General features: G+C 59.1%; 22 protein-coding genes and 4 pseudogenes. 13 read left to right on the forward strand and 13 right to left on the reverse strand.

Annotated elements, in window-relative coordinates:
- Positions 1-180: 180 nt before the first annotated feature.
- The 5 genes from ACI2KK_RS10825 to ACI2KK_RS10845 form a co-directional block, all read right to left on the reverse strand.
- Entirely contained in the window at positions 181-1,422 is a 1,242-nt protein-coding gene (locus tag ACI2KK_RS10825) for a multidrug effflux MFS transporter (protein ID WP_404668938.1), read from the reverse strand.
- Positions 1,419-2,711, reverse strand: a complete 1,293-nt coding sequence (gene fabF, locus ACI2KK_RS10830) for a beta-ketoacyl-ACP synthase II (RefSeq protein WP_404668939.1) — start codon at positions 2,709-2,711, stop codon at positions 1,419-1,421. The genes ACI2KK_RS10825 and fabF overlap by 4 nt, the downstream gene beginning before the upstream one ends.
- A 65-nt stretch (positions 2,712-2,776) precedes the next feature.
- Positions 2,777-5,869: an efflux RND transporter permease subunit gene (locus ACI2KK_RS10835; protein WP_404668940.1), complete on the reverse strand. Its 3,093-nt coding sequence runs from the start codon at positions 5,867-5,869 to the stop codon at positions 2,777-2,779.
- Positions 5,866-6,972 (reverse strand): efflux RND transporter periplasmic adaptor subunit, encoded by a 1,107-nt coding sequence (locus ACI2KK_RS10840; RefSeq protein ID WP_404668941.1) that lies wholly within the window; start codon positions 6,970-6,972, stop codon positions 5,866-5,868. The genes ACI2KK_RS10835 and ACI2KK_RS10840 overlap by 4 nt, the downstream gene beginning before the upstream one ends.
- Before the next feature lie 80 nt (positions 6,973-7,052).
- Positions 7,053-7,667 carry a TetR/AcrR family transcriptional regulator gene (locus ACI2KK_RS10845; RefSeq protein WP_404668942.1) on the reverse strand — a complete coding sequence of 205 codons (615 nt, stop codon included), beginning with the start codon at positions 7,665-7,667 and terminating at the stop codon, positions 7,053-7,055.
- A 90-nt stretch (positions 7,668-7,757) separates the two neighbouring features.
- On the opposite strand from ACI2KK_RS10845, the gene ACI2KK_RS10850 reads away from it, so the two are divergent.
- Complete coding sequence (locus ACI2KK_RS10850; protein ID WP_404668943.1) at positions 7,758-9,206, forward strand: efflux transporter outer membrane subunit; 1,449 nt, start codon at positions 7,758-7,760, stop codon at positions 9,204-9,206.
- Between the two features lie 117 nt (positions 9,207-9,323).
- On the opposite strand, the gene ACI2KK_RS10855 is transcribed toward ACI2KK_RS10850, so the two are convergent.
- The 3 genes from ACI2KK_RS10855 to ACI2KK_RS10865 form a co-directional block, all read right to left on the reverse strand.
- Complete coding sequence (locus ACI2KK_RS10855) at positions 9,324-9,530, reverse strand: hypothetical protein (RefSeq protein WP_404668944.1); 207 nt, start codon at positions 9,528-9,530, stop codon at positions 9,324-9,326.
- A gap of 13 nt (positions 9,531-9,543) precedes the next feature.
- Positions 9,544-9,753 carry a hypothetical protein gene (locus tag ACI2KK_RS10860; protein WP_016488107.1) on the reverse strand — a complete coding sequence of 70 codons (210 nt, stop codon included), beginning with the start codon at positions 9,751-9,753 and terminating at the stop codon, positions 9,544-9,546.
- A gap of 1,090 nt (positions 9,754-10,843) precedes the next feature.
- Positions 10,844-11,140 carry a hypothetical protein gene (locus tag ACI2KK_RS10865; RefSeq protein WP_404668945.1) on the reverse strand — a complete coding sequence of 99 codons (297 nt, stop codon included), beginning with the start codon at positions 11,138-11,140 and terminating at the stop codon, positions 10,844-10,846.
- 217 nt (positions 11,141-11,357) lie between these two features.
- On the opposite strand from ACI2KK_RS10865, the gene cyoA reads away from it, so the two are divergent.
- Genes cyoA through cyoD form a run of 4 tightly spaced genes read left to right on the forward strand, consistent with a single transcriptional unit; the run spans position 11,358 to position 15,213 of the window.
- The gene (gene cyoA, locus ACI2KK_RS10870) at positions 11,358-12,281 is read left to right on the forward strand and encodes a ubiquinol oxidase subunit II (RefSeq protein WP_054888277.1); all 924 of its coding nucleotides are present in this window, start codon (positions 11,358-11,360) and stop codon (positions 12,279-12,281) included.
- 5 nt (positions 12,282-12,286) lie between these two features.
- Positions 12,287-14,260 carry a cytochrome o ubiquinol oxidase subunit I gene (gene cyoB, locus ACI2KK_RS10875; protein ID WP_054888276.1) on the forward strand — a complete coding sequence of 658 codons (1,974 nt, stop codon included), beginning with the start codon at positions 12,287-12,289 and terminating at the stop codon, positions 14,258-14,260.
- 3 nt (positions 14,261-14,263) lie between these two features.
- Complete coding sequence (gene cyoC / locus ACI2KK_RS10880) at positions 14,264-14,875, forward strand: cytochrome o ubiquinol oxidase subunit III (RefSeq protein WP_134698424.1); 612 nt, start codon at positions 14,264-14,266, stop codon at positions 14,873-14,875.
- Positions 14,875-15,213, forward strand: coding sequence for a cytochrome o ubiquinol oxidase subunit IV (gene cyoD, locus ACI2KK_RS10885; RefSeq protein WP_210014320.1), 339 nt, complete (start codon positions 14,875-14,877; stop codon positions 15,211-15,213). Before cyoC ends, cyoD begins: the two co-directional genes overlap by 1 nt.
- An 87-nt stretch (positions 15,214-15,300) precedes the next feature.
- On the opposite strand, the gene ACI2KK_RS10890 is transcribed toward cyoD, so the two are convergent.
- Entirely contained in the window at positions 15,301-15,519 is a 219-nt protein-coding gene (locus ACI2KK_RS10890) for a hypothetical protein (protein ID WP_102689575.1), read from the reverse strand.
- Between the two features lie 317 nt (positions 15,520-15,836).
- Between ACI2KK_RS10890 and ACI2KK_RS10895 the strand changes: the two are divergent.
- A pseudogene (locus ACI2KK_RS10895) lies at positions 15,837-16,097 on the forward strand (general stress protein); the annotation flags it as partial.
- A pseudogene (locus ACI2KK_RS10900) lies at positions 16,098-16,190 on the forward strand (general stress protein); the annotation flags it as partial.
- A 176-nt stretch (positions 16,191-16,366) separates the two neighbouring features.
- On the opposite strand, the gene ACI2KK_RS10905 reads toward ACI2KK_RS10900, so the two are convergent.
- Complete coding sequence (locus ACI2KK_RS10905) at positions 16,367-17,965, reverse strand: histidine kinase famiy protein (RefSeq protein ID WP_102689582.1); 1,599 nt, start codon at positions 17,963-17,965, stop codon at positions 16,367-16,369.
- A gap of 298 nt (positions 17,966-18,263) precedes the next feature.
- On the opposite strand from ACI2KK_RS10905, the gene ACI2KK_RS10910 reads away from it, so the two are divergent.
- A complete protein-coding gene (locus ACI2KK_RS10910) occupies positions 18,264-19,058 on the forward strand; it encodes an OBAP family protein (RefSeq protein WP_102689577.1) in 795 nt (264 codons plus the stop codon).
- A 155-nt stretch (positions 19,059-19,213) separates the two neighbouring features.
- Here the strand turns inward: ACI2KK_RS10910 and ACI2KK_RS10915 are convergent, their stop codons facing one another.
- Genes ACI2KK_RS10915 through ACI2KK_RS10925 form a run of 3 tightly spaced genes read right to left on the reverse strand, consistent with a single transcriptional unit; the run spans position 19,214 to position 20,864 of the window.
- Positions 19,214-19,714 carry a ferritin-like domain-containing protein gene (locus ACI2KK_RS10915; protein ID WP_054888270.1) on the reverse strand — a complete coding sequence of 167 codons (501 nt, stop codon included), beginning with the start codon at positions 19,712-19,714 and terminating at the stop codon, positions 19,214-19,216.
- 24 nt (positions 19,715-19,738) lie between these two features.
- Entirely contained in the window at positions 19,739-19,969 is a 231-nt protein-coding gene (locus tag ACI2KK_RS10920; protein ID WP_054888269.1) for a hypothetical protein, read from the reverse strand.
- A 16-nt stretch (positions 19,970-19,985) separates the two neighbouring features.
- Positions 19,986-20,864, reverse strand: a complete 879-nt coding sequence (locus ACI2KK_RS10925; protein ID WP_261871709.1) for a manganese catalase family protein — start codon at positions 20,862-20,864, stop codon at positions 19,986-19,988.
- A gap of 271 nt (positions 20,865-21,135) precedes the next feature.
- Between ACI2KK_RS10925 and ACI2KK_RS10930 the strand changes: the two are divergent.
- The 5 genes and pseudogenes from ACI2KK_RS10930 to ACI2KK_RS10950 all read left to right on the forward strand — a co-directional run.
- Positions 21,136-21,633, forward strand: a pseudogene (locus ACI2KK_RS10930) (ferritin-like domain-containing protein); the annotation flags it as partial.
- A 59-nt stretch (positions 21,634-21,692) separates the two neighbouring features.
- Entirely contained in the window at positions 21,693-21,917 is a 225-nt protein-coding gene (locus tag ACI2KK_RS10935) for a DUF2061 domain-containing protein (protein ID WP_080641021.1), read from the forward strand.
- Positions 21,918-22,259: 342 nt separating this feature from the next.
- Positions 22,260-23,474, forward strand: coding sequence for a zinc-dependent alcohol dehydrogenase (locus ACI2KK_RS10940; protein ID WP_016486368.1), 1,215 nt, complete (start codon positions 22,260-22,262; stop codon positions 23,472-23,474).
- A gap of 19 nt (positions 23,475-23,493) precedes the next feature.
- A complete protein-coding gene (locus tag ACI2KK_RS10945) occupies positions 23,494-24,819 on the forward strand; it encodes an SDR family oxidoreductase (RefSeq protein ID WP_016486367.1) in 1,326 nt (441 codons plus the stop codon).
- A gap of 401 nt (positions 24,820-25,220) precedes the next feature.
- Positions 25,221-25,415, forward strand: a pseudogene (locus ACI2KK_RS10950) (general stress protein); the annotation flags it as partial.
- Between the last annotated feature and the right edge of the window lie 31 nt (positions 25,416-25,446).

The following is a 25,446-nucleotide window of genomic DNA, read 5'->3' on the forward strand; positions in this document are numbered from 1 at the left end:
CGTGACCGGCTGCTATCGACCCAAAGCAGACAGTCGCGGGGGCGGAGATCTCAATGGTTGCCCGTTACTTCTCTATCACCAGCCGCACGCATGGCTGAGGGCGAAAGCAGCCATCCACGATTGGCTGCTACGCCCAGCGCTGCCTTTCGCTGTACGCAATCGGAGCTCCATAACGAGTATCTAATGTCTGTCCGTCCGTCTTTCGACCTGGTTGCTCGAAACGAACACTATCAGCGCCATTAAGCAAACCGAAGTCTGGATAACTCCTAAGCTAGACACCGGCGGGTATTCCAGAACCGATACCAGCCAGGTAGTGATCGCTGCAGCGCCCATCGTCATAAAGCCGAGCAATGCCGATGCAAGCCCCGCCTGCTTGCTGAATGGACCCATGGTGATGGCCGTGCCCAGCGGGTTGGCCAGGCCCATACCCCAGAGAAAGGTCGCCATCGACAGCGAGTACCAACCAAGGCCTGGATAGCTCGGACCGACCAGCAGAAGGCAGCCGGCTGACATTGCGGTGGCCAGGCCCAGGGTCGCGACCGTACGACTGCCAAAGCGACGGGCCAGGCGCGGCGCTGCCATGCCGGCAGCGAATACCACGAATACGGTGACAGCGAAGTACAGCCCTGCCTGCAAGGACGACAATCCCATGCCGCTCATCAGGACCGCTGGTGCGGCTGCGAAGGAAGCGAATAGCCCACTCATAAGCAAGCTCACTGCAGCACCCGGGAGGATGAAGCGGCCATCGGTGATCAGCCGGCAGTAAGCACCCACTACCTGCGGTATCGACTGCGTGGTTCGGCGTTCAGGCGGCAGCGTTTCGCCAAGGCCACGCGCGTAGCAAAACGCGATCACAACAGCAGCGACTCCAACCATCACGAAAATCGCTCGCCAACCCAGCGCGGTAGTCAGGAGACTGCCGAGCAACGGTGAGAAACCGGGGGCTGTCGCGGTGGCGATCATGGTCAGCGACAGCGCTCGCGCCAGGGTTTCGCCTTCGAACAGGTCGCGTGCAATGGCGCGAGCCAGCACAGCGGCTGCGCAAACGCCCAGCGCTTGGATTACTCGTCCGGCTATCAGCATATCGAGTGAGCCGGCAAAGCCGGCGACCAACGTGCCTGCTACGAATAGCGAGAGACCACCGAGAACGAGCCGCCTACGGCCGAAACGATCCGCCAGCGGCCCAACCACCAATTGTGCGAGCGCAAAGGTGATGAAGAAGCTGGAAAGCGTCAGGCCCAGCTCGCGAGACGATACGCCAAGCTGCTGGCCGATGTCCGGAAATGCGGGAAGGATGATGTTGGTGGATAGAATGCTGATCGCCGAAAGCGCAGCCAGCAAAGCCACGACGTTACCGGTCAGCGGCGTGCCGCTCTGTACCGGTATCACGCTGTCGCTCGCTGCTTGGTGCTGCCCGTTCATGGCGTTGCCTCCCAGCGGCGGAACAACACGCTGGCATTCACACCGCCGAAACCGAAACCATTGGACAGCGCATGGGTGATCGGCATTTTGCGCGCGCTCAGCGCAACCAGATCGAGACCCGCCGCGGCTTCGTCCGGGTTGTTCAGGTTCAGTGTCGGCGGCACGATCTGGTCGCGTAGCGCCAGCACCGTGAAGATCGCTTCAATGCCGCCGGCAGCCCCCAGCAAGTGGCCGGTCGCGGATTTGGTCGAGCTGATCGCCACGCCTGCTTCAGGGCCGAACAGCGCCTGAATGGCTGTCAGCTCGCCGCTGTCGCCAACCTGGGTGGAGGTGGCGTGGGCGTTGATGTGCTGCACATCGCCTGGGCTCAGGCCCGCCTGTCGCAGCGCCTGTTGCATGGCGCGCAGGGCACCGCTGCCATCCTCGGGCCCGGCGGTGAGGTGATAGGCATCAGCACTGGTGCCGTAGCCCACCAGTTCGGCCAACGGCGTGGCACCGCGCGCGAGGGCGTGCTCCAGTGACTCGATCACCAGCAGCCCGGCACCTTCGGCCATCACAAAACCGTCGCGGTCACGATCAAACGGGCGCGAGGCCTGCTGCGGGTTTTCGGCGAAACCGGTGGACAACGCGCGCGCCGCGGCAAAGCAGCCAAGGGTCACGCGGTCGATAGCCGCTTCCGTACCGCCGCAGATGGCGATATCGGCCTCACCGTTTCTGATCAGGCGAGCGGCATCGCCAATGGCCTGAACACCGGCGGCACATGCGGTGACCGGCGCGCCAAGCGGACCTTTGAAACCGTTGCGAATGGACACCTGCCCCGCTGCCATGTTGGCCAGGAACGAGGGTGCGGAGAACGGCGACAGCCTGCGCGGCCCACGTGAGTCGGTGGTGCGCACGGCCTCGGCCATGGCACCGAACCCGCCTACACCGGACGCGATGACGGTTGCGGTGCATGCCTGCTCGGCTTCGCTGCTCGGGTGCCAGCCTGCCTGCTCCAGCGCTTCATGAGCGGCAATCAGCGCAAACTCGATGAAGCGGTCCATCTTCTTGCGTTCTTTCAGCGCGATGATCTGCTCGGGTTGATAGCCCGCCAGCGCGTCTTCCTCGAACGTGGGTACCTGACCGCCCACCGCTACGCCCGTGCCTTCGGTGATTGGCGCGGGCAGCGTGCGAATGCCCGAGCGCCCGGCCAGCAGTCGACGCCACACTTCCTCTACACCACAGCCCAATGGCCCGACGATGCCGGTACCGGTGACCACGATGCGCCTCTGTTGCTGAACGTTGTTCATTGGAACCTCTTTGTGTCGGTCGGCGTTCGCCCTGGCGGCAGGAGAACGCATGGCCGGGAGCTACGTCAGGCTTTCGCCGTAACGTGCGAATCTTCGGCGGGGCCGCTGGGGCGGATCCTGAACCAGATGGAGTACATCGCCGGCAAAAACACCAGGGTCATGATGGTGCCGACAAAGGTGCCACCGATGAGGGTATAAGCCAGGGTTCCCCAGAACACCGAGTGCGTCAGTGGAATGAAGGCAAGAATCGCTGCCAGTGCGGTCAGCAGCACAGGTCGGGCGCGCTGTACGGTGGCTTCGACCACCGCATTGAACGGGTCCAGGCCCTCGTTCTCGTTGTGATGGATCTGCCCGATCAGGATCAGCGTGTTGCGCATCAGGATCCCCGACAGCGCAATCAGCCCGACCAGGGCGTTGATGCCGAACGGTTGATGGAACAGCAGAAGCACCGGTACCACGCCGATCAAACCCAGGGGCGAGGTGAGAAACACCATTACCATCGCCGAGATTGAGCGTACCTGCAGGATGATGATCAGCAGCGTCAGGGCGATCATGATCGGCAGCAGCGGCAAAATCGCCTGGCTGGCTTTGCCAGATTCCTCGATAGAACCTGCCATTTCGATGCGGTAGCCAGTTGGCAAGGTTTCGATGATCGGCTGTAGGTCTTTCCACACCGCTGCCGAGACGTCTGGCGGCTGCAGCTCTTCGGCGATGTCACCTCGCACGGTGATGGTCGGCGTGCGGTCACGACGGCGCAGAATCGGGTCCTCCATACGGACATCGACCTCACCGACCTGCGACAGCGGAATGCGCTGGCCAGCTGAGCCAACCAGTGTGAAACCCTCGATCTTCGACGGATCGAGACGGATATCCCCCGCTGCTCGGCCGATCACCTGCACCGAGCGAATGTCTTCGCGCACCGTAGTGATCGGCACGCCGTTGAGCAGGAACTGCAGCTGTTGGGCAACGGCGTTCGAGCTCAGGCCAACGGCCTGCAGGCGATCCTGATCCAGCGAGAAATGCAGCGTTGGCACCAGAGGACCCCAGTCGCTGTTCACGGTTCTCATCATCGGGCTGGCTTGCAACACGCCCTGCACACGGGTGGCAATTTCGCGCAGTTGCACCGGGTCCGGCCCCATCACCCGATAGGCCACCGGGTACGGCGAGTACGGGCCGAAGACCAGTTGCGTCACACGCACCTTGGCCTCGGGCGCCAGCCCTTCGGAGGCGGCCTCTCGAATGCGCAGCTTGAGGGCCTCACGGGCCTCCTGGCTGTCCGTCAGCACCACGATCTTGGCAAACGACGGGTCGGGCAATTCCGGCGCCATGGCCAGGAAAAAGCGGGGTGGGCCTTGACCGACGTAGGAGGTCACGATCTTGGCTTCTTCCTGCTCGCGCAGCCATGACTCAACCTCTATCGCTGTGGCGTTGGTCTGCTCGATGGAGGTGCCGTACGGCATTTGCAATTCGACCAGCACTTCGGGGCGGTCGGACGTCGGAAAGAACTGCTTCTTCACCAACCCCATGCCCAGTACCGAAACCACGAACAAGGTGATGACTGCCCCAGCCACTAGCCATTTAAGGGCAATAACCCGCGCCAGCAGCGCGCGGAAACGGTTGTAGTGGCGGGTGTTGTAGATGGCCGCGTGGCCACCCTCGACCTGCTTGATGTCGGGCAGCAACTTCACGCCCAGGTAAGGTGTAAACGCCACTGCCACCACCCATGATGCAATCAGGGCAATGCCGACAATCCAGAACATGTTGCTGGTGTATTCACCCGCAGTGGACTGGGCAAAGCCGTTGGGCATGAAGCCGATGGCGGTGACCAGCGTGCCGGAGAGCATCGGCGCGGCGGTGTGGCTCCAGGCATAGGCCGACGCTTTGAAGCGGTCGTAGCCCTCTTCCATTTTCACCACCATCATTTCGATGGCAATGATGGCGTCGTCCACCAACAGGCCCAATGCGAGGATAAGCGAGCCCAGGGTGATTCGGTCGAAGTTCTTGCCCGTGGCGGCCATCACCACGAAGACGATGGCGAGCGTCAACGGCACGGCAGCGGCAACCACGACGCCAACGCGCCAGCCCATGCTGATAAAGCAGACCAGCATGACTACCAGCAAGGCGACGAAGAACTTGATCATGAACTCGTCAACGGACGAGGTGATGTTGACGGCCTGATCGGTGACCTTGCTGAATGTCATGCCCAACGGCATGGCGTCGTTGATGCTCGCGGTTTCAGCCTCGAGCGCCTTGCCGAGGTCCAGCCCGTTCCAGCCCTCGCGCATGATTACACCGAGCAGCAAAGCGGGCTCCCCGTCGTTACGTACCAGAAAGGTGGCTGGGTCCTCGTAGCCACGCTCCACGGTTGCCACGTCGGAAAGCTTCAGCGTACGGCCCTGCACGACAATTGGTGTCTCGCGGATTTTTGCCAGTCTGTCGAAGGCTCCATCCAGGCGCATGACCACCTGCGGCCCGTTGGTTTCCACCGAGCCGGCAGGCGTAAGGGCGTTCTGGCTATTGAGTGCAGCAAAGATGTCCTGTGGCGTCACACCCAGGGTTGCCAGCCGGTCATGAGAGAACGAGACAAAGATGCGCTCGGCCTGTTCGCCGATGATATTGACCTTCTTGACCCCTGCCACGTGCAACAGCCGCTGACGCAGCGACTCGGCATCACGCGCCAACTGGCGCTGCGGTTCACCCTTAGCCTTCAGTGCATACACCGCGAAGGTCACATCGGAGAACTCGTCATTGATCATTGGCCCGATAACGCCGGCAGGCAACGTTCTGGCTTCATCTCCCAGCTTCTTGCGCGCCTGGTAGAACTCCTCCTGCACCTGCGACGGCGGCGTGCTGTCGCGCAACGACACCATGGTGAATGCCAGGCCCGCACGGGTGTAGGTTTCGCTGCGGTCGTACCACTTCAGCTCCTGCATGCGCTTTTCCAGTGGCTCGGCGACCTGATCCTGCATTTCCAGGGCGGTAGCGCCTGGCCAAGCAGTGATGATAGTCATCTGCTTGACGGTAAACGGCGGATCCTCGGCGCGACCCAACTGAAAGAACGCCAGTGTCCCGGCCACCGCGATCAGCAGGATCAGAAACAGCGTGATGGAGCGCTCGCGAACCGCAAGAGCGGACAGGTTGAAACGCCCCTCGCTCATGGCTGGCTCCCGGCCACCACCGTGACAGCCACTTGGGCAAGTCGAACCTCCTGACCATCACGCAGCAGGTGTGCACCGAGGGCCACTACTTGCTCGCCAGCATTGAGCTTGCCGGCGACACGCGCCGCATCATCACCGATACCTATCACCTGAACAGGCCGCCACGAGACTTTGGCCGGCTCGCCAGTAATTACCCACACGCCTGTGCCATTGCCTGGATCGTAGAGCGCGGCGATAGGCACCTGCAGTACTTGAGTGGCGTTCTTGCCTTCTGCGATCTTCAGCGTAATGGTCGAGCCAAGCGGTGCGTTCGCCAGCGCACCGTCGAGTACGTACCTGGCTTCGAAGGTTCGGGTGGTGGTATCGGCTGCCTCGGAGAGCAAGCGCAGCCTGGCTGCCACGGCAGTGCCGCTATTGCCATACAAAACGGCTTGAGCCATGGAGCCCGGCGCCGGGCGTAGGGTTTCAGGAAGGTGCACGACAGCTTCGCGCTGCCCTGCCCGCGCCAATCGCACCACCGGTTGGCCCGCACTGACCACTTGGCCGGGCTCGGCCAGAGTGTCCATCACCACCCCATCGGAGTCAGCCAGCAACACCGCGTAGCCCGTGGCATTGCGCGCCACATCAGCCTGAGCCTGCGCAGCGCTGAGCTGAGCCTTGGCGGAATCGGCGGCGGCCTTGATCTGATCGTAGCGTGACGCCGATACCGCACCGGCGGCTACAAGCTCGCGATAACGCGCCTCGTCATCAGCCGTCTGCTTGGCCAGCGCCCGAGCGGAAGTGACCGTCTCCTGTTGCGCACGGGCCTGCAATTGAAGGTCGATGGGGTCGAGGCGCATCAACGGCTGGCCGCGTTTGACCATCTCACCGGTGTCTACGAGGCGCTCGAGGATCTTGCCCGAAACGCGGAAACCCAGGTCACTCTGGGTACGCGCGCCCACTACGCCGGTGAATGAACGGTCCGTCTCGGACCACTGTTTGACTTCCGCCGTCCTGATCAGCGGCGGTTTTTCGCGAGGGTCTTGGTTGATTGACGACTTGCCGCACGCCACCAGGACGATGGGCAGTAAGCAAAAGGCGAACGTGGCGGGCTTGAGGCGCATGGGTTCCGTTACTCAAGAGCAAGATAGGAACCACATTCTTATTCTAGTGACCAATTTTGTCAATGGTCACAATCAGCTACCTAAGGCGCCAGGCTGCGCAATATCAGTGCCGGGAGAAGCACAGTGGCCTCAGGTACTGTATCGAGGTTGTACTGTAATTGAGCCGCGTTGACGTAGGGGCGTAGCATCAGAAAGATCGCGTTGACGGCCTCGTCCAGGGGCGTCTTGCGCTCGAACTCCCCAGACTTTCGGCCTTCGAGGACGATCTGCTGGATAAGCTCGCGGATACGCAGTTCATGGGTCTTGACCGATGGCCACTGATCGCGCGAAGCGACGGCAGCGATGTCGTAAAGCTTGCGATCATGGAAGAACAGATCGCTGCCTGCCTCGGAAATCGAGCGAAAAAGGCGCCTTAGTTTCTCGGATGCGGTCTGCGCCTCGGCAATGGCGGCTTCTACGATCTGCATGATCATGGCCAGGCGGTTGCTGCATATCACCCCACCAATGGCCTGCTTGGAATCGAAGAATTTATAGATATAGGCCTTGGAGAAACCAATCGCCTTGGCGAGATCCGAGACGGTGGTTTTTTCGTAACCGTAATGGCCGAAATGCTGCGTCGCCGCGTTGATGATCTGGTCGCGGATCTCATGATCCAGCGGGCCACGTAGGGTCGAGGTGTTCATATCTTCATTCATGTCCAAAGCTTAACTCCGTGGAGAGCTGATTGACAGATAGTGACCAATACGTAACATGGTCACAACCTGAATCGACTCTAGAGAAACGTTATGCCTGCGCTCCGTATTCTTGCTCTCGTGGTAAGCACCAGCCTGGCAGCAGGGTGCGCGGTTGGCCCGGACTACCTTCGCCCGGAGGCTCCATTGGCCGAGCAATACATCGGCCAGGCAGGGGTGGAGGCCCGAACCGCAACAACCATTACCAACTTCCAGGTCTGGTGGGAAGGCTTTTGCGATCCGCAATTGAGTGCCCTAATCAACAAGGCGCTTGCCCAAAACCTCGACATAACCCAGGCGCAGGCGCGTGTCACCCAGACGCGCGCAGGGCTGAGCGCTGCCAACGCGGCGCTACTCCCTTCCGCCACGCTCAATGGCCAAGCCGCACGTGCGTACCAGTCGGTCGAAACGCCACTGGGGCAAGTGCTTGACGCCACGCCCGGCTATGACCGTTACGGTAATAGCTACGATGCCAACCTCAACGCGAGCTGGGAACTGGATCTTTTTGGAGGCCTGCGCCGCGGCAGGGAGGCGGCGCTGGCAGACTATCAAGCGTCCGAAGCCGGCGTCGTGGCGACGCGGCTCGCCGTCGCGGCGCAAACCGCCGATATCTACACCACCCTCCGTGGCCTGCAGACACGGCTGGCGATTGCCCAACAACAGGTCGATACCCAGCAGGCACTGCTGGAGAGCGTGCGCCTGTTGTATGGCCAGGGTTTGGCCGCAGCTTATGAGGTACAGCAGACCGAGGGCCAGCTGTCGCAGGTCAAGGCCAGTATGCCGGTGCTACAGACCGGGCTGGATGCAGCCATGAATGCATTGGACGTGATGCTCGGCAGCCCCCCCGGCACGCACCGCTTCGAGCTGTCTGGCGCAAGCGCCATTCCACGTGCGCCGCAACTGGCGGCCACCGGCTCGCCAGCGGACCTGCTGCGCCGCCGCCCCGACCTGATCGCCGCCGAGCGCCGACTGGTCGCGGCCAATGCTCGTATCGGTGTGGCGATCAGCGAGTATTATCCGAAATTCTCGCTCAGTGCCCTGCTCGGCAGTGCCACCACTCAGGGTGGAAGCTTGTTCAGCGGCGGCGCCGCGCAATCGTCGGGTGTATTGGGCCTGCGCTGGCGGCTGTTCGACTTTGGCCGTATCAATGCACAAATCGATGAGGCCAAGGGTCAGGAAGCCGAAGCGCTAGCGGCTTATCGTCAGTCGGTCTTAAGAGCCAGTTCGGATGTCGAGAACGCCTTCTCTGCATTGGTCAATCGCGAGGCCCAGGCGACCACCCTGACGGCAGGAGAAGCGTCCCTGAGCAGCGCCAGGCAGTCGTCTTTCATTGCCTATCAGAGCGGCGCCGCCAGCCTGATCGATGTGCTCAATGCAGACGAAACCTTGCTCCGTGCTTCGGATGAAAGAGCTCAAGCACAAACAGAATCGGCGCGTGCTGCAATTGCCGCATTTCTTGCCTTAGGAGGGGGGTGGAACCCACAGCCTTTGGCCCTCCGATGAGTGGTAGAAGGAGGCTTGCCTGAGTCTGCTTCTGACTGGACTCTACTGGTTCTTGCCGGCTGCTTTGGGTCGTTAGTAGTCATTCACAGGACGTACCATCTTCCGCGCAACTGCCAATCAGTGAGTAGTTCCGCCTCCGTGGCCAAAGGCTCTCATTTGATAGTCGCTTACAGCCTGGAACAGAGACTCAGCTATCAGGCGTAATCTTTCCACCTCTATAGCAGGCGCGCCGTTATCCTGAGCTTCGTGGTACCGGCGCATTGCCTCAATTGCCTCGGTGTAGGCTGGGTGGTCGGGCGGCAAAATCTTCGACTGTTTGGGCATCAGTGCCTCGATATCAGTGAATTGATTCAGACAGACTGCCGGCTTCAAGCACCTGGAAATCCACCACCGCGTGATAAACGGAGTCAGCCAACACTCTAAGCCGTTCGATTGTTTCTGGAGATGCCCCGTTATCTTGCGCGGCCTGATGCGCCCTTATCGCATCAAGGGCTTCGCGCAGCAGCGGCTCGCCGGCTTTGGCCATGCCTTCCAAAGTTCGCTTCATGCTCTGCCCATTCTGCTCTGTTGATCCATCATATGGCGATAGCGAGGGTGTGATGACAGGCATCGATCCAAGGCTTTGTGTTTAGCAGTTGAGGCCTCATCGCGGCAAACCGGTTCCCGTAGGAATATCACCAGCTTCGAGACCTGCGCCAGCCTCTGTGAGAGCAGCGCGTATCGGCAATGGGTCGCGAAGCGACCCCAATATTCAGGCGCCGGGTTGATAGCTACCGGCAAGAGCCAAGCACACCTACGCTGCCTTTGAAAAATCGCCCCCTTGCTAACGTGAGTCACTAGGCCCCATGAAAACAGCACGTCCATCACAATCCGCAGCAAACCAGTAAAAGCCTAGCTAATAATGGGGGACCAGATGGGGGACCAAAAACACACATGCACAAAAAAGCCCTGAAAAATCATGGCTTTAATGAGAAGTAGTGGCGGAAGCGTAGGGATTCGAACTTTCTCGATTGCAGTGTGATCCGTTCCGAGCAAAAGTGTGCGCTATCATCCCAGGCTGTGTAAAAAAGCCCCAGTTCACGAAGAAGATATGCGGACCAGGCCTGTAGGTCTAGCAGATGGAGGCGTGGATCACCCTGGATCGGTCATAGGCATGGTGGTTGTGCCATCTGGACCGCGGCAGCTGGCCTCATGCCCTGATCGCTTACGTAGTCCTGCAATTCCGATTATCATCATCATTCATTTGAGGTTGTAGGATAGCGTGAAGGTTCATCTCGACGATTACCCTCGGCAGGGTCTTGACCAGGAAGTGGGTGGTTCCCAGTTTGAGCGTTCCGAAAGGATGCTCCACCGTCTGCTGCCACCCGCGTCGGGTCATGCCCAAGGCGCGCGGCAGAGACATGCTTCCTTTCCATTGAGCCCACTGGTTGTACATGGTCGTCTTATGGGATGACGCGGTGTAGTGGTGGGTCGCGGATGACAACTATCCACCCATTACAGCCCCTCGACCGGTAAAGCAACACATCCATGCGATGTAAACCCCTTCTGGTGAACAGCCTGACAGTAAGGATTGACCATCACCGCCCGCCGGTAGCAATCCGATCGGAACAGCTGCTCCGCCTGGTTCCTCCCGCACCTCAACTTCCAACCACTTCGACATCGAACGCCTTGCCCTCGGTCGGGACTCGCCTGGCATACCCGACGCCCCACACCATCGCCCGACTCATGGTTTCGCCAGGGCATTGGAAAAAGGCTTGCTCACTCATCATCGAGCCATCGGCGCGATAAACTCCGATGAACAACTGAGTGGCACCCGTTCGTGACAAGCGTGCCTGCACTTCGAGACAGGCTCCTGTGTCCAGCGTTTCCTCATGGATCTGGTGGTGCAGGATCGGATCGCACCATTGACGATAGGTTTCCCCTCTTCTTTTCATCTGCCTGTCCTCTGCTGTTGTCAGCGGTAGATAGCCTCGCGCGCGTAATCAGTCCAAATGAAACGACGCCATCGGACAGGCGGCCGAGTTATACAAAGCGGTTTTTTTGTACATCCACCATTCGTCGCCAATCCGCAAATCTCATACAACCTTCGTTTCGTCGCCGTCCTTCTAACGCCACAAGCAAAACAACTGGCAATCGCTACAGGACAAGATCATGGCCACGAGATTCACGTATGGCGCACGGTTGCTCGGTCTTATGTTGCTCAGCATCGGTGCTTTGCAGCTCTCGGGTTGCGACATGGTGTTGTTCAATCCAAAAGGTCAGGTCGGGTTGGAGCAGCGCAACCTGATCATTCTCGCCACGCTGCTTATGCTGATAGTGGTAGTCCCGGTCATGATCATGGCGCTGGTATTCTCGGTGCACTACCGCGCCTCCAATGAAAAGGCGCGCTACACGCCGGAATGGAACCATTCGCGCGCTATCGAGGCAGTGGTCTGGGGTGTGCCGCTTATCATCATCATTGTGCTCGGCGTGGTGACCTGGCGCTCGACCCATGCGCTGGACCCGTACCGACCACTCGTGGCTGACCGACCGGCGATAAAGGTTCAGGTGATCGCCACAGACTGGAAATGGCTATTCGTCTATCCCGAACTCGGCATCGCCTCGGTCAATGAGTTGGCCATGCCAGTGGATACCCCGGTGGATTTTCGGGTGACCTCCGATGGCGCCATTACTTCATTCTTCATTCCGGCCCTCGGCGGGCAAATCTATGCCATGGCGGGCATGCAGACACAGCTGCATCTGATCGCCAACCACAAGGGTACCTACAACGGCATCGCTGCCAACTACAACGGGCCGGGTTTTTCCGATATGTATTTCGAGGCCTTGGCTTTAGACCAAGCCGGTTTCGACGCCTGGGTGACAGCGGTGCGCAGGTCACCGAATCGGCTTGACCAGGCGCGCTATGCACAGCTGGCCAAACCGAGCGTCGCCCATCCTGTGGAGCACTACGCCAAGGTGGACGACGGCCTGTTCCAGTCCCTGATCGACAAGTACCAGGGCATTGACCGGTCTAACGACGTCGAACGGCGCCTGAGCATCCCTGATGATGAAGCGCCGAAAGGCAGCAAGGAGTGACCCGCATGTTCGGAAAGTTGAGCTGGGACGCCATCCCCATGGACGAACCCATCATCATGTACACCCTTGCTGTAGTCGGCATGATCGGCGTTTGCGGCTTCGGGATGATTACCTACAAGCGCAAATGGACGTATCTGTGGAAGGAGTGGTTGACCTCGGTCGACCACAAGCGCATCGGCGTGATGTACATCGTGGTCGCCCTGGTGATGCTGCTGCGGGGTTTTGCCGACGCGCTGATGATGCGTACTCAGCAAGCCATGGCTTCGGACGGCTCGCCCGGCTATCTGCCACCGGAACACTACGACCAGATCTTCACCGCTCACGGCGTGATCATGATCTTCTTCATGGCCATGCCATTCGTGGTCGGCCTTATGAACATCGTCGTGCCGTTGCAAATCGGTGCGCGCGACGTGGCTTACCCGTTTCTGAACGCGGTGAGCTTCTGGCTGTTCGTATCGGGTGCGGTTTTGGTGAATCTCTCGCTGGGGATCGGTGAGTTCGCCCGCACTGGGTGGGTCGCCTACCCGCCCTTGTCCGGTATCGGCTACAGCCCGGGCGTAGGCGTGGATTACTACATCTGGTCCTTGCAGATCTCCGGCGTTGGGACGTTGCTGACCGGGCTGAATTTCTTCGTCACCATCCTAAAAATGCGCACCACCGGCATGACCTTGTTCCGCATGCCGGTGTTCACCTGGACGGTATTGTGCACTTCGATACTGATTCTGGCCGCATTCCCCATTCTCACCGCCACGCTGTTCATGCTCAGCCTGGACCGCTACCTGGGCATGCATTTCTTCACCAACGAGATGGGCGGCAACCCGATGATGTATATCAACCTCATCTGGGCCTGGGGCCACCCGGAGGTGTACATCCTGATCCTGCCGGCTTTCGGAATCTTTTCTGAGGTGGCCTCTACCTTTTCACGCAAGCGGCTGTTCGGCTACTACTCGCTGGTCTGGGCCACCATCGTCATCACCCTGCTGTCGTTCATCGTCTGGGTACACCACTTTTTCACCATGGGCGCCGGGCCGAACGTGAACGCGTTCTTCGGCATTATGACCATGATCATCGCCGTCCCGACTGGGGTGAAGATCTTCACCTGGCTGTTCACCATGTACCGCGGTCGGGTGCGCTTCGAGACACCCATGCTGTGGACGGTGGGCTTCATCGTCACCTTCAGCATTGGCGGCATGACCGGCGTGCTGCTGGCGGTGCCGGGCGCAGACTTCCTGCTGCACAACAGCCTGTTTCTCATCGCGCATTTCCATAACGTGATTATTGGCGGCGCGGTGTTCGGCTACCTGTGTGGCCTGACCTACTGGTTCCCCAAGGCGTTCGGTTTCAAGCTCTACGACCCGCTGGGGCGTGCCGCGTTCTGGTGCTGGCTGGCGGGTTTCTATTTCGCTTTCATGCCATCTTACTTTCTCGGTTTCATGGGCATGACCCGGCGCCTGAACCATTTCAATGTGCCTGAGTGGCGGCCGTTTCTGCTGCTGGAGATGGTTGGTGTGCTTATCATCCTCTGCGGCGTGGCCTGCCAGGTAATGCAACTGATTGTGAGCATCCGCAAGCGCCACGAAAACCGCGACCACACCGGCGATCCCTGGGATGGCCGCACGCTGGAGTGGGCCACTGCGTCACCGCCGCCGTTCTACAACTTTGCCGAGCAACCGGTGGTGCACGGCATCGACGCCTATTGGGGAATGAAGGAGCGTGGGGTCAAGACGCTGATCGAGGCGGATTTTCGCAGGATTCACATGCCGTGCAACACTAGCCTGGGCGTGTTGATCGGCGCATTGAGCACAGTGCTGGGCTTCGCCTTGGTCTGGCATATCTGGTGGCTGGCGATTGCCTCACTGCTGACCACGGTGGCAGCACTGATCGTACGCAGCTACGACCGGCATACCGAGTACTACGTGACGGCCGAGGAAGTCGAACGCGTGGAAACCCAACGGCGTCAGCTGATGGCGGAGGCCTGAGCCATGTCGCACATCATCTTGAACGAAAGCGCCCACCAGCAGGAGCAAGGCTACGAGGATGCGGGTTCGCTGAGCCTGTTCGGCTTCTGGATCTACCTGATGACCGACTGCATCCTGTTCGCCACGTTGTTCGCCACTTATGCGGTGCTGGGCCAGTCCGTGGCGGGCGGCCCTGGCCCTGCGGACATCTTTGAGCTGCCCTACGTCCTGGGCGAAACCAGCCTGCTACTGCTCAGCAGCATCACCTATGGCTACGCCATGCTGGCCAACCACCGCAAGGACAAGCGCCGGGTGCTGCAGTGGCTGGGGGTCACCTTTGTGCTGGGCCTGGCTTTCGTCGCCATGGAGGTGAACGAGTTCCACCACTTGATCGCCGAGGGCTACGGGCCGCAGCGCAGCGCGTTTCTCACCGGCTTCTTCACCCTGGTCGGCACCCATGGCCTGCACGTGCTGGTCGGCCTGGTGTGGATGGCCCTGCTGATGATCCAGGTCCAGCAGCGTGGCCTGTGCTGTGTCAACTCCACACGGCTGAGCTGCCTGAGCCTGTTCTGGCATTTTCTCGACATCGTGTGGGTGTGCGTGTTTACCGTCGTCTACCTGTTCGGAGTGATCTGATGAGCAGCGAAAGCCAGATTCACAGCAGTGCCGGCGCCAGCCAGTCCAGCCACAGATCGTACAATATCGGCTTCCTGCTGGCTGCGTTGCTGACCATTGTGCCGTTCGGGCTGGCCATGTTTCCCAGCTTGCCGCGCGCCGCTACCTTCCTGTTGGCGCTGGTCTGCGCGGTGGTGCAGATTCTGGTGCACATGATGTTCTTCCTGCACCTGACCACCGCGCGTGAGCAGCGCTGGAGCCTGGTGGCGCTGGTGTTCTCCGTGGTGATCATCGTGCTGTTGGTGGGGTTGTCGCTATGGATCATGTACTACGTGCACTACAACATGCTCGGTTTGTGACCTGTCCTCGCCCACGGGCTTGTCCTGCCGCCTGGCGATGGTGTTGCTGAGCGGGTTAATGGATGAAACCATGCGTGCCGCCCCTGCTCAGGGCTGTTGGTAATGCCCCGGCGATGTGCCGCGCTCGTGGTCATGCTCAAGGCGCTGCACCTGCACGTCAGTAAACGACGACGCTTCACTACGATGCAGGCCTTGCAGGTAATCGCGCGCCGCTTCGCGACTCAAGTTTTCCTGTTCACTGCGCAGCTCGCAGGTGCCGGGTTGGTTGTCGAGGATGTAGCTGATCAAGTACAGGTAGTTGGCCATACGGATACTCCTTTTTTCAGATGGGGATGGACGACTCAGTAGGATTGATCGTTATCGGTTCGCATTCGTTCAGCCCAAAAGACGGCTGGCAGCCGGCAAGGGTGAACTCTGTTTGCCATCGTGCAAGGCTTTGGTGGTGCATGATTAAGGCTTCCTGCATGCTTGGTCGCCAGTTTTGTTTGCCACAAGATGAAAGGCCAACTTTCATTAGAGCCTCTTGTCCGCCCGAGTGAAATTCTTTGCACGATGTGCCGCTTTCCATGGGTCACTGGTTAACACAGACCTTCCTGTGTAACTACCGACATGAGGTGTCAATCATGGCTAGCAATCAAGACGACCGCGGGAATCAAGGTGGCAACGCCAACACCAATCCAGGCAACTTTGCCAATGACCGGGAAAAGGCATCCGAGGCCGGGCACAAAGGCGGCCAGGTGTCAGGAGGTAATTTCAAGAACGATCCAGAGCGCGCCTCGGAAGCAGGTCACAAGGGTGGCCAGGCATCCGGCGGTAATTTCAAGAACGACCCTGAGCGGGCATCCGAAGCTGGCCACAAGGGCGGCCAGGCGTCCGGCGGCAACTTTGCCAATGACCGCGAAAAAGCCTCGGAAGCCGGACGGGTCGGTGGCCAGCATAGCCACGGTGGCGGTCGCAAGAGTGATGACAACCGCTAGTCATCCGTGAAAATCGCAGGGGCAGCCGGGCTGCTCCTGCGCGCTGATGTGGACGTCCCATGTTCATGCACAATAAGATTGCAACACACCGTGCCCGTGGCGCAGCCCAATCCGGGCATCATGGCGGCCTCACGCGCACCTGCCATCAAAACAGCTTGCTTGCGCCCCGTTGCCCATCACGCCACGCCAGTCGGACCATCTAGTACCTGTCTGACCCGGCAAGCCAGATCGTGTGGCTGGCAGGGCTTGGAGATGACCTCGAACTCGGCGCCGCCAATGTCAGTCCGCTCGATCGCGTTTTCCGCGTAGCCTGTCGTCAGCAAGACTTTGATCCCAGGTTGCAGGCGCCGCACGGCTCGGGCAAGCATTACGCCGTTCATGCCGCCCGGCATGATCAAGTCGGTAAACAGCAAGTCATATCGCTCCCCAGCCTGGATCAGTTTAAGCGCCTCGCGGGCGTTAAGCACCATGTCGGCGGCATAGCCGTAGTCCTCCAACACCATCTTCGCCAGCTCGGCCACATCCGGCCGGTCCTCGACGATCAGGATGCGCTCACTGCCAGCACTGCGCTTAGCCACTTTCGACGGTTGCTGCTGCACCAGCTGAGCGTCATCCACCGGGAAGTACAGGCGCAACGTGGTACCTTCGCCTTCTTCGGTGTAGATACGCGCCGCGCCCCCGGACTGGCGGGCAAAACCGTACACCATCGACAACCCCAGCCCCGACCCTTTTCCCTCTTCCTTTGTGGTGAAAAAAGGGTCCATCACACGGTCACGGATGCCCGCAGGCATACCGACACCGTTGTCGGTGATGGATATACTCACGTAGCCACCCGGCAGCAATCCGTCAAACGACAGGCTTGGATCGGTGATCAGGACGTTTCGGGTTGCGATGAATATGTGCGGCCGCTTGCGGCCTATCAGGGCATCCCTGGCGTTGAGGAAAATATTCAGCAGGGCCACTTCTGCCTGTGTCGCGTCGATCCGGCAGCTACGCAGCTGGTCCTCAAGATCAAACTCCACCGTCACCTCGGCGCCGAACGTACGCTCGATGATTGGGCGCGCATCGTCAATCAGGTGGTTCAGGTTCAGTACCCGTCCATGCAACTTCTGCTTACGGGCGAACGCCAGCAATTGCTTGGTCAAGGTACTGGCACGGTCGACTGCCGATTGCGCATGCCCGACGCTACGGCGAATACGGTTCAGGTCCGCCTGGGGCTTCTCGGCTTGACGGGCGATCAGGCCCAGGTAGCCACCCATGACCTGCAACAGGTTGTTGAAGTCGTGGGCGATTCCGCCTGTCAGCTGCCCCAACGCTTCCATTTTTTGCGCCTGACGCAGGGCGTCTTCGGCGTCGCGGCGTCGGCTGACATCCAGCTGAGAAGCAAAGTAATAGATCAGCTCACCGCGCTCATTGAAAATCGGCGAGAGAAACAAGGCATTCCAGAAGCTTGAACCGTCCTTACGATAGTTGAGGATCTCAGCCGCAATATCGACGCGCTGCTCTATGGCCTGACGCAGGCTGTCTACCACCGTGCGGTCGGTGTCGGGCCCCTGCAGGAATCGGCAGTTTTGGCCCAGAATCTCCTCCGCGGCATAACCTGTCATTTCCAGGAAGGCCCGGTTGGCGAAGATGATCGGGTTGTCGTCTCGGTTAGGATCGGTGACGATCATCGGCATCCGGGTAGTTTGCACCGCGGCGAAGAACATATCGCGGGCCAAGCCGGAAATGTCGCCCGAAGCCTGGTTGCTGACGCGCGCCTTCTTTTCGGTCACGAGAATCTCCTTGATCATTGCGCCTGGTTCGTTAAATCTGGACAACTTTCGTGGGCAGGTTGCTCCCGGTCAGCCGCCAAGTTGCACGACGTCGGCAGTTTCAGGGAACAGGCTATCCACTCGCTGCTGGACACCCTGGACGGCAACTACCTCAGCTGGTCGAGCACTGCTTTGGCCAGCGAAGAGGCCGTTATTGGATGGATTAGCCATTTGAAACTGACTCAGACCACTCGTCCGTTGGGCTGTCCGCTTTATTGGCCATGGTTGTCCTCTAAGGACACCAGCCAGAGCCTTTCTCATGCGACAGCTATTTCAAACGATAACCCTTCCCCTCGCTTGCTCTCTGCTGTGGGCCTGCTCCGCTCACGAAACGAAGTCTCCTGTGGAGACACCAGGCAGGCCCGAGTCTGCTAAAACCCAGCTGCTGGAAGCCGGCGCCGCGACGCTGCAGTCCAAGCCGCCCATTGAGGCCATCAACGCTTACCTGGATGGCTTTCACTTCTACAACGGGCATCCGGACGTGCAGATGGAAGCGCACCACTACTGCTCCATCCTCAACGAGGATGTCATTCAATGTGTGATATTCGACGGCAATACCAAGGGGGCGAAGATCATGGGCGTCGAGTACATCATCGACGAGAAGCTTTTTGCCGGCTTACCAACGAGGGAGAAGGCGATGTGGCACAGTCATGGCTACGAGGTCTCCTCTGGGCAGTTGATCGCCCCAGGCATCCCTGATCCTGCGGAACATGCCCTGATGGCGCGACTGGCTCACACCTACGGGAAGACGTGGCACACCTGGCATACCGATCAGGACAAAGCGCTGCCGGTGGGGGTGCCGCAGTTGATGATGGGCTTTACCGCAGATGGGCAGGCTGACCCGGCGATGGTCGAACAGCGCAATGGGCGCTTGGGTGTGGATGCTGGGAAAACCAAAGGCGAGCGGGCTGACATCCGTATTCCTGATGCTGATCCCCAGGCGGATGGCTGGCAGCACGGTAATGTCATTCAAATCACCGATCCAACCGGTGCCCATGTACATCGTTCTTCAACAGCTACGCCATCCACTACGAATAGCCGGTCTAGCCAATAGCCGCCTGCAACAACTGTGTTAGATAAGGTCTTGGGCGCGCCCCCTTCGGGGAGAGGCTGTCGTGTTTGGCGATCATCATGATGGTGATCATCCCCCAAAATCCAAGGGAAAGTAAGGTGTGAAAAGCCCGGTGCATCGGCACCGGGCTTGCGCCTTCATTTTTCGAGTGTGGCCGCCTGGTTACCTCCTTCTTCAGCGATAGCAGAAAGCTTGTCGTCCGCCGCTTTTTCCTCGGCCAAGGTATCGCCCAGCAACGACACTGCTTCCTTCATTCCCAAGTGCTTGGCCATGGCGATCAGCGTTCCATAGCTGGCGATCTCGTAATGCTCTACCTTCTGGCAGGCGCCGATCAGTGCGGCATCCAGCACCGCGCCTTGTTCGATTTCATCGAGCAATTCCTTGCTCTCCTCCACCAGCCCCTCCATCGCAACGCACTTCATCCGCTTGAGCTTCAAACCTGCCGACTCCACCAGTTGGTCGATGCGCTCGATCTGACCCTGGGTCTCGGCCAGGTGGGATGTGAAGGCGTCGGCCAGTAGTGGATTGGTGGCGGCCCTGGCCAACCGAGGCAGCGCCTTGGTGATCTGCTTTTCTGCGCTATACACATCAGACAGTTCATGGATAAACAGGTCTTCAACAGTTTTCCGTGCAGCCATTGGTTATCTCCTAGACGGTAGTGATCAGTGCAGGGTGTTACTCAGAAAAGTTTCCGGGCGCTCGACTTCCGGCGCATCGCCGGGAAGGTCGTTGGGTAGAAGCGAGCCGACTCCGAAGGTCATTACGGCCATGCGTACACGCAGAGCTCGACAGGCCAGGCGGGACTCAGCTTCAAATTCGGCCAACGCTTGGCTCATGAGGTGCTCAACACCAAACAGGCGATGTAGCGAGGCTTTCTTGCGCAGAATGTTCATGATGCCTCCGACTTTCTCAGTCTTTGCCATTAATCAAGCCGGAGCCGAGATCTGCGCCTGTAACCGGGTTGGCGGTTGGATCACACATTGTCCGAAGCTTCATCGCCTCAACTGTTTCAGCTTCGGCAGGAGTGAGCGTCACCGAAGCGGTGCCATCCCCACCATCCACAGCAGCTGATGGATTTTCCACGTACTCCCACTCACTGCCCTCGTTCCAAGGGCCACGCACATTGGGCTCACCAGACATATTGAAATACTTGTTGGTGAACTCCGGCATACCAGGGAGTTTGCCTTGGGGGAAGTTCGGCTGAATGGTATGAAGCGCCTTTTCAAAGGAAAGCTGATGGGCGATCTCCCGGGTCATGAGAAAGCCCAGCGCCTCTTTCACGCCCGGGTCATCGGTAACGTTCATCAGACGTTCGTAGACGATCTTGGCTCGCGCTTCAGCTGCAATGTTCGAACGAAAGTCTGCTGTAGGCTCGCCTATGGTATCGACATAGGCAGCGCTCCAAGGGACGCCAGCCGAATTGGTCAGTGGAGCACCGGCACCATACAAGATGCTGGTGATGTGGGAGTCGTTACCCGCACCATTGATTGCTCGATACAGCTCGCCTTCCTCTTCGACCCCTTCGGCCAAGCGGCCTTTGGCACCCTTGTTGAGCATGACGATTATGGAGCCGACGATCTCCAGGTGGCTGAGCTCTTCGGTTGCAATATCCATCAGCAGGTCTTTACGCCCTGGGTCGTCTTCCGCCAGTGCCTGGGTGAAATATCGGCTAGCAGCGGCCAGCTCGCCCTGAGCACCACCGAATTGTTCGAGCAACAGATTGGCCAGGCCGGGATTGGGCTGGGCGACACGCACGGTATATTGCAAGCGTTTGTTATGGATAAACATGGTTTGCTCCTCGCGGCTAGTAAGCAGGCGCCCTCTAATGTAGGCACCATCAATGCTTAGGAGCGAACAGATGTTATTACGTGCTAAATCCATATCCGCTTTCTGGATGAATGGACCGGGAAGATAAGTTCAATCGAAATTTCACATCACTCGAAAATACCTTAACTCTAATCTTTAGCGTACCCATCCATTCGTCGACCGAAACGAACCCCTGAGACAATCCGGATTCCCAATAACTCATTTCCGAGGATATTGACCATGACGACCCCCGACTGAAAACTTACTCGATTGGCTGCGAGATGCTCATGCAATGGAGCAGCAAGCGGAGAAAATGCTCAAAGCACAAGCAGAGCGGTTAGAAAATTATCCCGAGCTTCGTGAGCGGATCGTTCAACACATCGCAGAGACGGAGGGACAACAACGTCTACTTGGGGAATGCATTAAGCGTTTGGGAGGAAGTCCTTCAACTTTGAAAGATCTTGCAGGAAAGCTCATGGCATTCGGGCAGGCTGTGGGTGGTATGACCATGAGTGATGAAGTCGTCAAAGGGGCTATGTCTGGTTATGTATTTGAGAACCTTGAAATCGCCTCCTATACCGTGCTTATTGAGGCAGCAACGGCCTCAGGTGATGAGCTTACTGCCGAAGCGTGCCGAGCGATTTTGAAGGAGGAGGTCGCGATGGCCGACTGGTTGAGGGAGCACTTGCCAGAAATCACCCGCGCATTCCTGAGCCGGTCGGCCACACCTGGCGAAGAAGCGAAACGATGACCCAATATTTGCGCCGTCTGCGATACCCGGCGGCGCAAACAACTGATAAAGGGGCGCCAATGCGAAGCCTATCTGACACACGCTGCTGCTCCGGACGAACGAAAGGCCCATTATGGAAAACGTTCAGCTTTAGCATTCTTCACTTCACCATTGCATTCACAGTTGCATATTTACTTACAGGCTCAGCGCTCACAGGCGGACTGATAGCTGTAATTGAGCCGGCATGTAACACCTTAGCATTCTATTTTCACGAAAAACTATGGCGCCAGCTAGAGCGCAGATGAAAACAAGCGGCGCAGATCGCCTGCCCCTGCCCCTGCCCCCAACGTGGGCACTCAAATGTAAAAGTGCGAGATCGCCCACCTGACCCACCTTCTCTGAATATTATGTACCTGCTCAAGCACGTCAGGTCGTGAGGCAGCGAACACCATGAATGCCAACATCCTGTCGTCCATCGCCACGCCCCTCGTTTGAACGGCCTGGCTCTTCTGGCACGGGCTCAGATCGTTCGATAGCGGTCGAGAATGAGTTTTAAGTACCACTGGACTTGTTGGTCTGAACTTTGCCATCTGTCATGGCTTCCCCTGCATACCTATCACGGAAAAACGACTGCAGGAGCTGACCTTATGCGAGCATTGACCTACCACGGAGCACACGACGTCAGGGTCGATAACGTCCCCGATCCCATCATTGAGCAGGAAGACGACATCATCCTCAGGGTCACCGCCACAGCCATTTGCGGCTCTGACCTGCACCTCTACCGAGGCAAAATTCCAGAAACCGAAGCGGGCGATATCTTCGGCCATGAGTTCATGGGCATCGTCGAAGATACCGGCAGTGCCGTCACCAATCTGCAGATCGGCGACCGCGTAGTGATTCCCTTCGTGATCGCTTGCGGCAGCTGTTTCTTCTGCCAGCACGACCTGTTCGCTGCCTGTGAAACCACCAACACAGGCCGTGGCGCGATCATCAACAAGAAGGGCATTCCCCCAGGCGCAGCGCTGTTCGGGTACAGCCATCTCTATGGCGGTATTCCTGGTGGCCAGGCTGACTACGTCAGGGTTCCCAAGGGCAACGTCGGCCCGTTCAAAGTGCCCACCGAGCTGGGCGATGACAAGGTACTGTTCCTCTCGGATATTCTTCCAACCGCTTGGCAGGCGGTCATCAATGCCGAGATTGGCCAGGGTTCATCGGTAGCCATCTACGGCGCCGGGCCAGTCGGCTTGCTGAGCGCCGCCTGTGCGCGAATGCTCGGGGCTCAGACCATCTTCATGGTCGATGACAACGATTACCGCCTGGCCTACGCCCGAGAGGCCTACGGCGTCATACCGATCAACTTCGAGCAGGACGACGACCCCGCAGACAGCATCATCCGCCAGACGCCAGGCATGCGCGGCGTCGATGCAGTGATCGATGCGGTCGGTTTCGAGGCCAAAGGCAGCACTGCCGAAACGGTGATGACGGCGCTGAAGATCGAAGGCAGCAGTGGCAAGGCGCTGCGCCAGAGCATTGCTGCAGTGCGTCGCGGCGGCGTTGTCAGTGTCCCGGGGGTGTACGCCGGCTTCATCCACGCCTTCATGTTCGGCGATGCCTTCGACAAGGGACTCACCTTCAAAATGGGCCAGACCCATGTCCAGAAATACTTGCCCGAACTGCTGCAGCACATCGAAGCAGGGCGCCTGAAACCAGAGCTGATCGTCACCCACCGCCTGGCCCTCGAAGAAGCGGCCATGGGCTACAAGATGTTCGATCAGAAAGAGGATAACTGCCGCAAGGTGATCCTGGTGCCAGGCGCGGCAGCGGGCACCTTGGGCCCTTCCGACGAGCACAGCAAAGGCTGACCCTACAGGAGGCTGTCAGATGATCGATCAAGCGACAGGCATGAAATCCGGCGAACGCTATCGCGTGGAAAACGTGGAGCGGGCACATCAGTTTCCAGGCTTCTTTCAAGACGGGAAGTATTACCTCGGCCCTGAGCTTCTCACCGCCGTGGGCTGGCTCGAAGGTACGCGCTTCATCTACGACAGCCTGGATGCCGCAGGTGAGCCCGTATTTCCAAACCGGGAGGCAGGCACGATCGAAGGGCTGACATTGACCCTGGTCGATGGTACCTCCCTTGAGCTCTCGCAGATCGAGGCCAGCGACACCATTGCCCACCTTGACCCCGCCGCTTCGGGTGCGGAACGAGAAGCACCTGACCGTGGCGCTACGCTCAAAGGGCCTCTGGGCGGCAAGGTTGTGGTCATCACCGGCGCATCCAGCGGTATAGGCCGGGCCGCCGCGCATGCCTTTGCGTGCAAAGGTGCTCGCCTGGTACTCGCAGCACGCGACGAAGAGGCGTTGTTCGACGTCCTGGATGAATGCACCGATTGTGGTACGGATGCCATAGCTATCATGACCGATGTCACCCACAGCGATCAGGTTCAAGCGCTGGCTGCTCAGGCCGCAGACTTTGGCCATGGACGAATCGATATCTGGGTCAACAATGCCGGGGTCGGCGCGGTCGGCAAGTTTGAAGAAACGCCGTTGGAGGCACACGAGCAGGTCATCCAGACAGATCTGATCGGATATCTGCGAGGCGCCTACGTCGCCCTTCCCTTCTTCAAGGCACAGGGCAGCGGCATTCTCATCAACACGCTGTCGCTGGGCAGCTGGATGGCCCAACCCTATGCCGCCGCTTATTCGGCGAGCAAGTTCGGCTTGCGTGGACTGACCGAGGCATTGCGAGGCGAGTTGACTGAATATCCCGACATCCATGTCTGCGATATCTATCCAGCAGTCATGGACACACCAGGCTTCCGAGACGGCGGCAACTACACCGGACATACACTGAGACCGCCAGGCCCCGTATACGATCCCGAGAGGGTGGCAAAGGCTATGGTGGCCTGCGCAATCTCGCCTCGGGCTCACACCACCGTTGGCGCCGCAGCGCGCATCGCGCATTTGGCCAGCTACCTGATACCAGGGCTGCCTCTGTTGTCAGGGAAGCTGACGCGCTGGGGGATAAATCGCAGCCCCACAGCCGAAGCATCATCAGGCAACCTTTTTGAGCCTCCAAGTGGCAGGAGGGGTATCGTCGGAGGCTGGAGGGAGGCAAACGACAAGACGCCGCTGCTGATCGGCGCAGCGGCACTGGGAATCCTTGTGGGTTATACACTCACACACTCACGACGCAGGGATAGCTAGCGGGAGCTCTGCTTACAGAGGAATGAGCGTGGTTTCATTGCGAAATCACGTTCGATCCCTACTCTGCTGACGAGCTCGTGCGATTAACCGGGTGATAGCCTTCCCCTGCTACCGCTCTCAGGGATTCAGTATAGCGTGTCAGCGGCGTCGATGCGCCCAGAAGGTCGCTTAACCACGCCGGCCTGGCTGGAAGGTCGGCGCCAAGCTTGATCCTTCCCAAATGTTCGCGAGCAAAGCTTAATGACGCCACACACACTTGCACCGGTTCTTTCGCGCAACCCGTCGGCCTCGGCGAAAAAACACGAAGTAAACACCCCGCGCCCTGACGTCCGAGTTGAACACAGACTTTCCTGTGTGACGACATGAGGTGAAAGATCATGGCTAACAACCAAACCAACCGTGGCAATCAAGGTGGTACTGCTCAGAACAATCCTGGCAATTTTGCCAATGATCGCGAGAAAGCGTCAGAGGCAGGTCGCAAAGGCGGGCAGAGTTCAGGCGGCAATTTTGCCAACGACCGTGAGCGTGCCTCCGAGGCAGGCCGTAAAGGCGGGCAAAACAGCCACGGCGGCGGACGCGGTAGCGAAAATCGCTAACTGCGGGTGATACAGTGCCAGGGCAATAGCT

The organism is Pseudomonas sp. NPDC089406 (genome assembly GCF_044900265.1).
GTDB classification, from domain to species: Bacteria; Pseudomonadota; Gammaproteobacteria; order Pseudomonadales; family Pseudomonadaceae; genus Aquipseudomonas; species Aquipseudomonas fakonensis.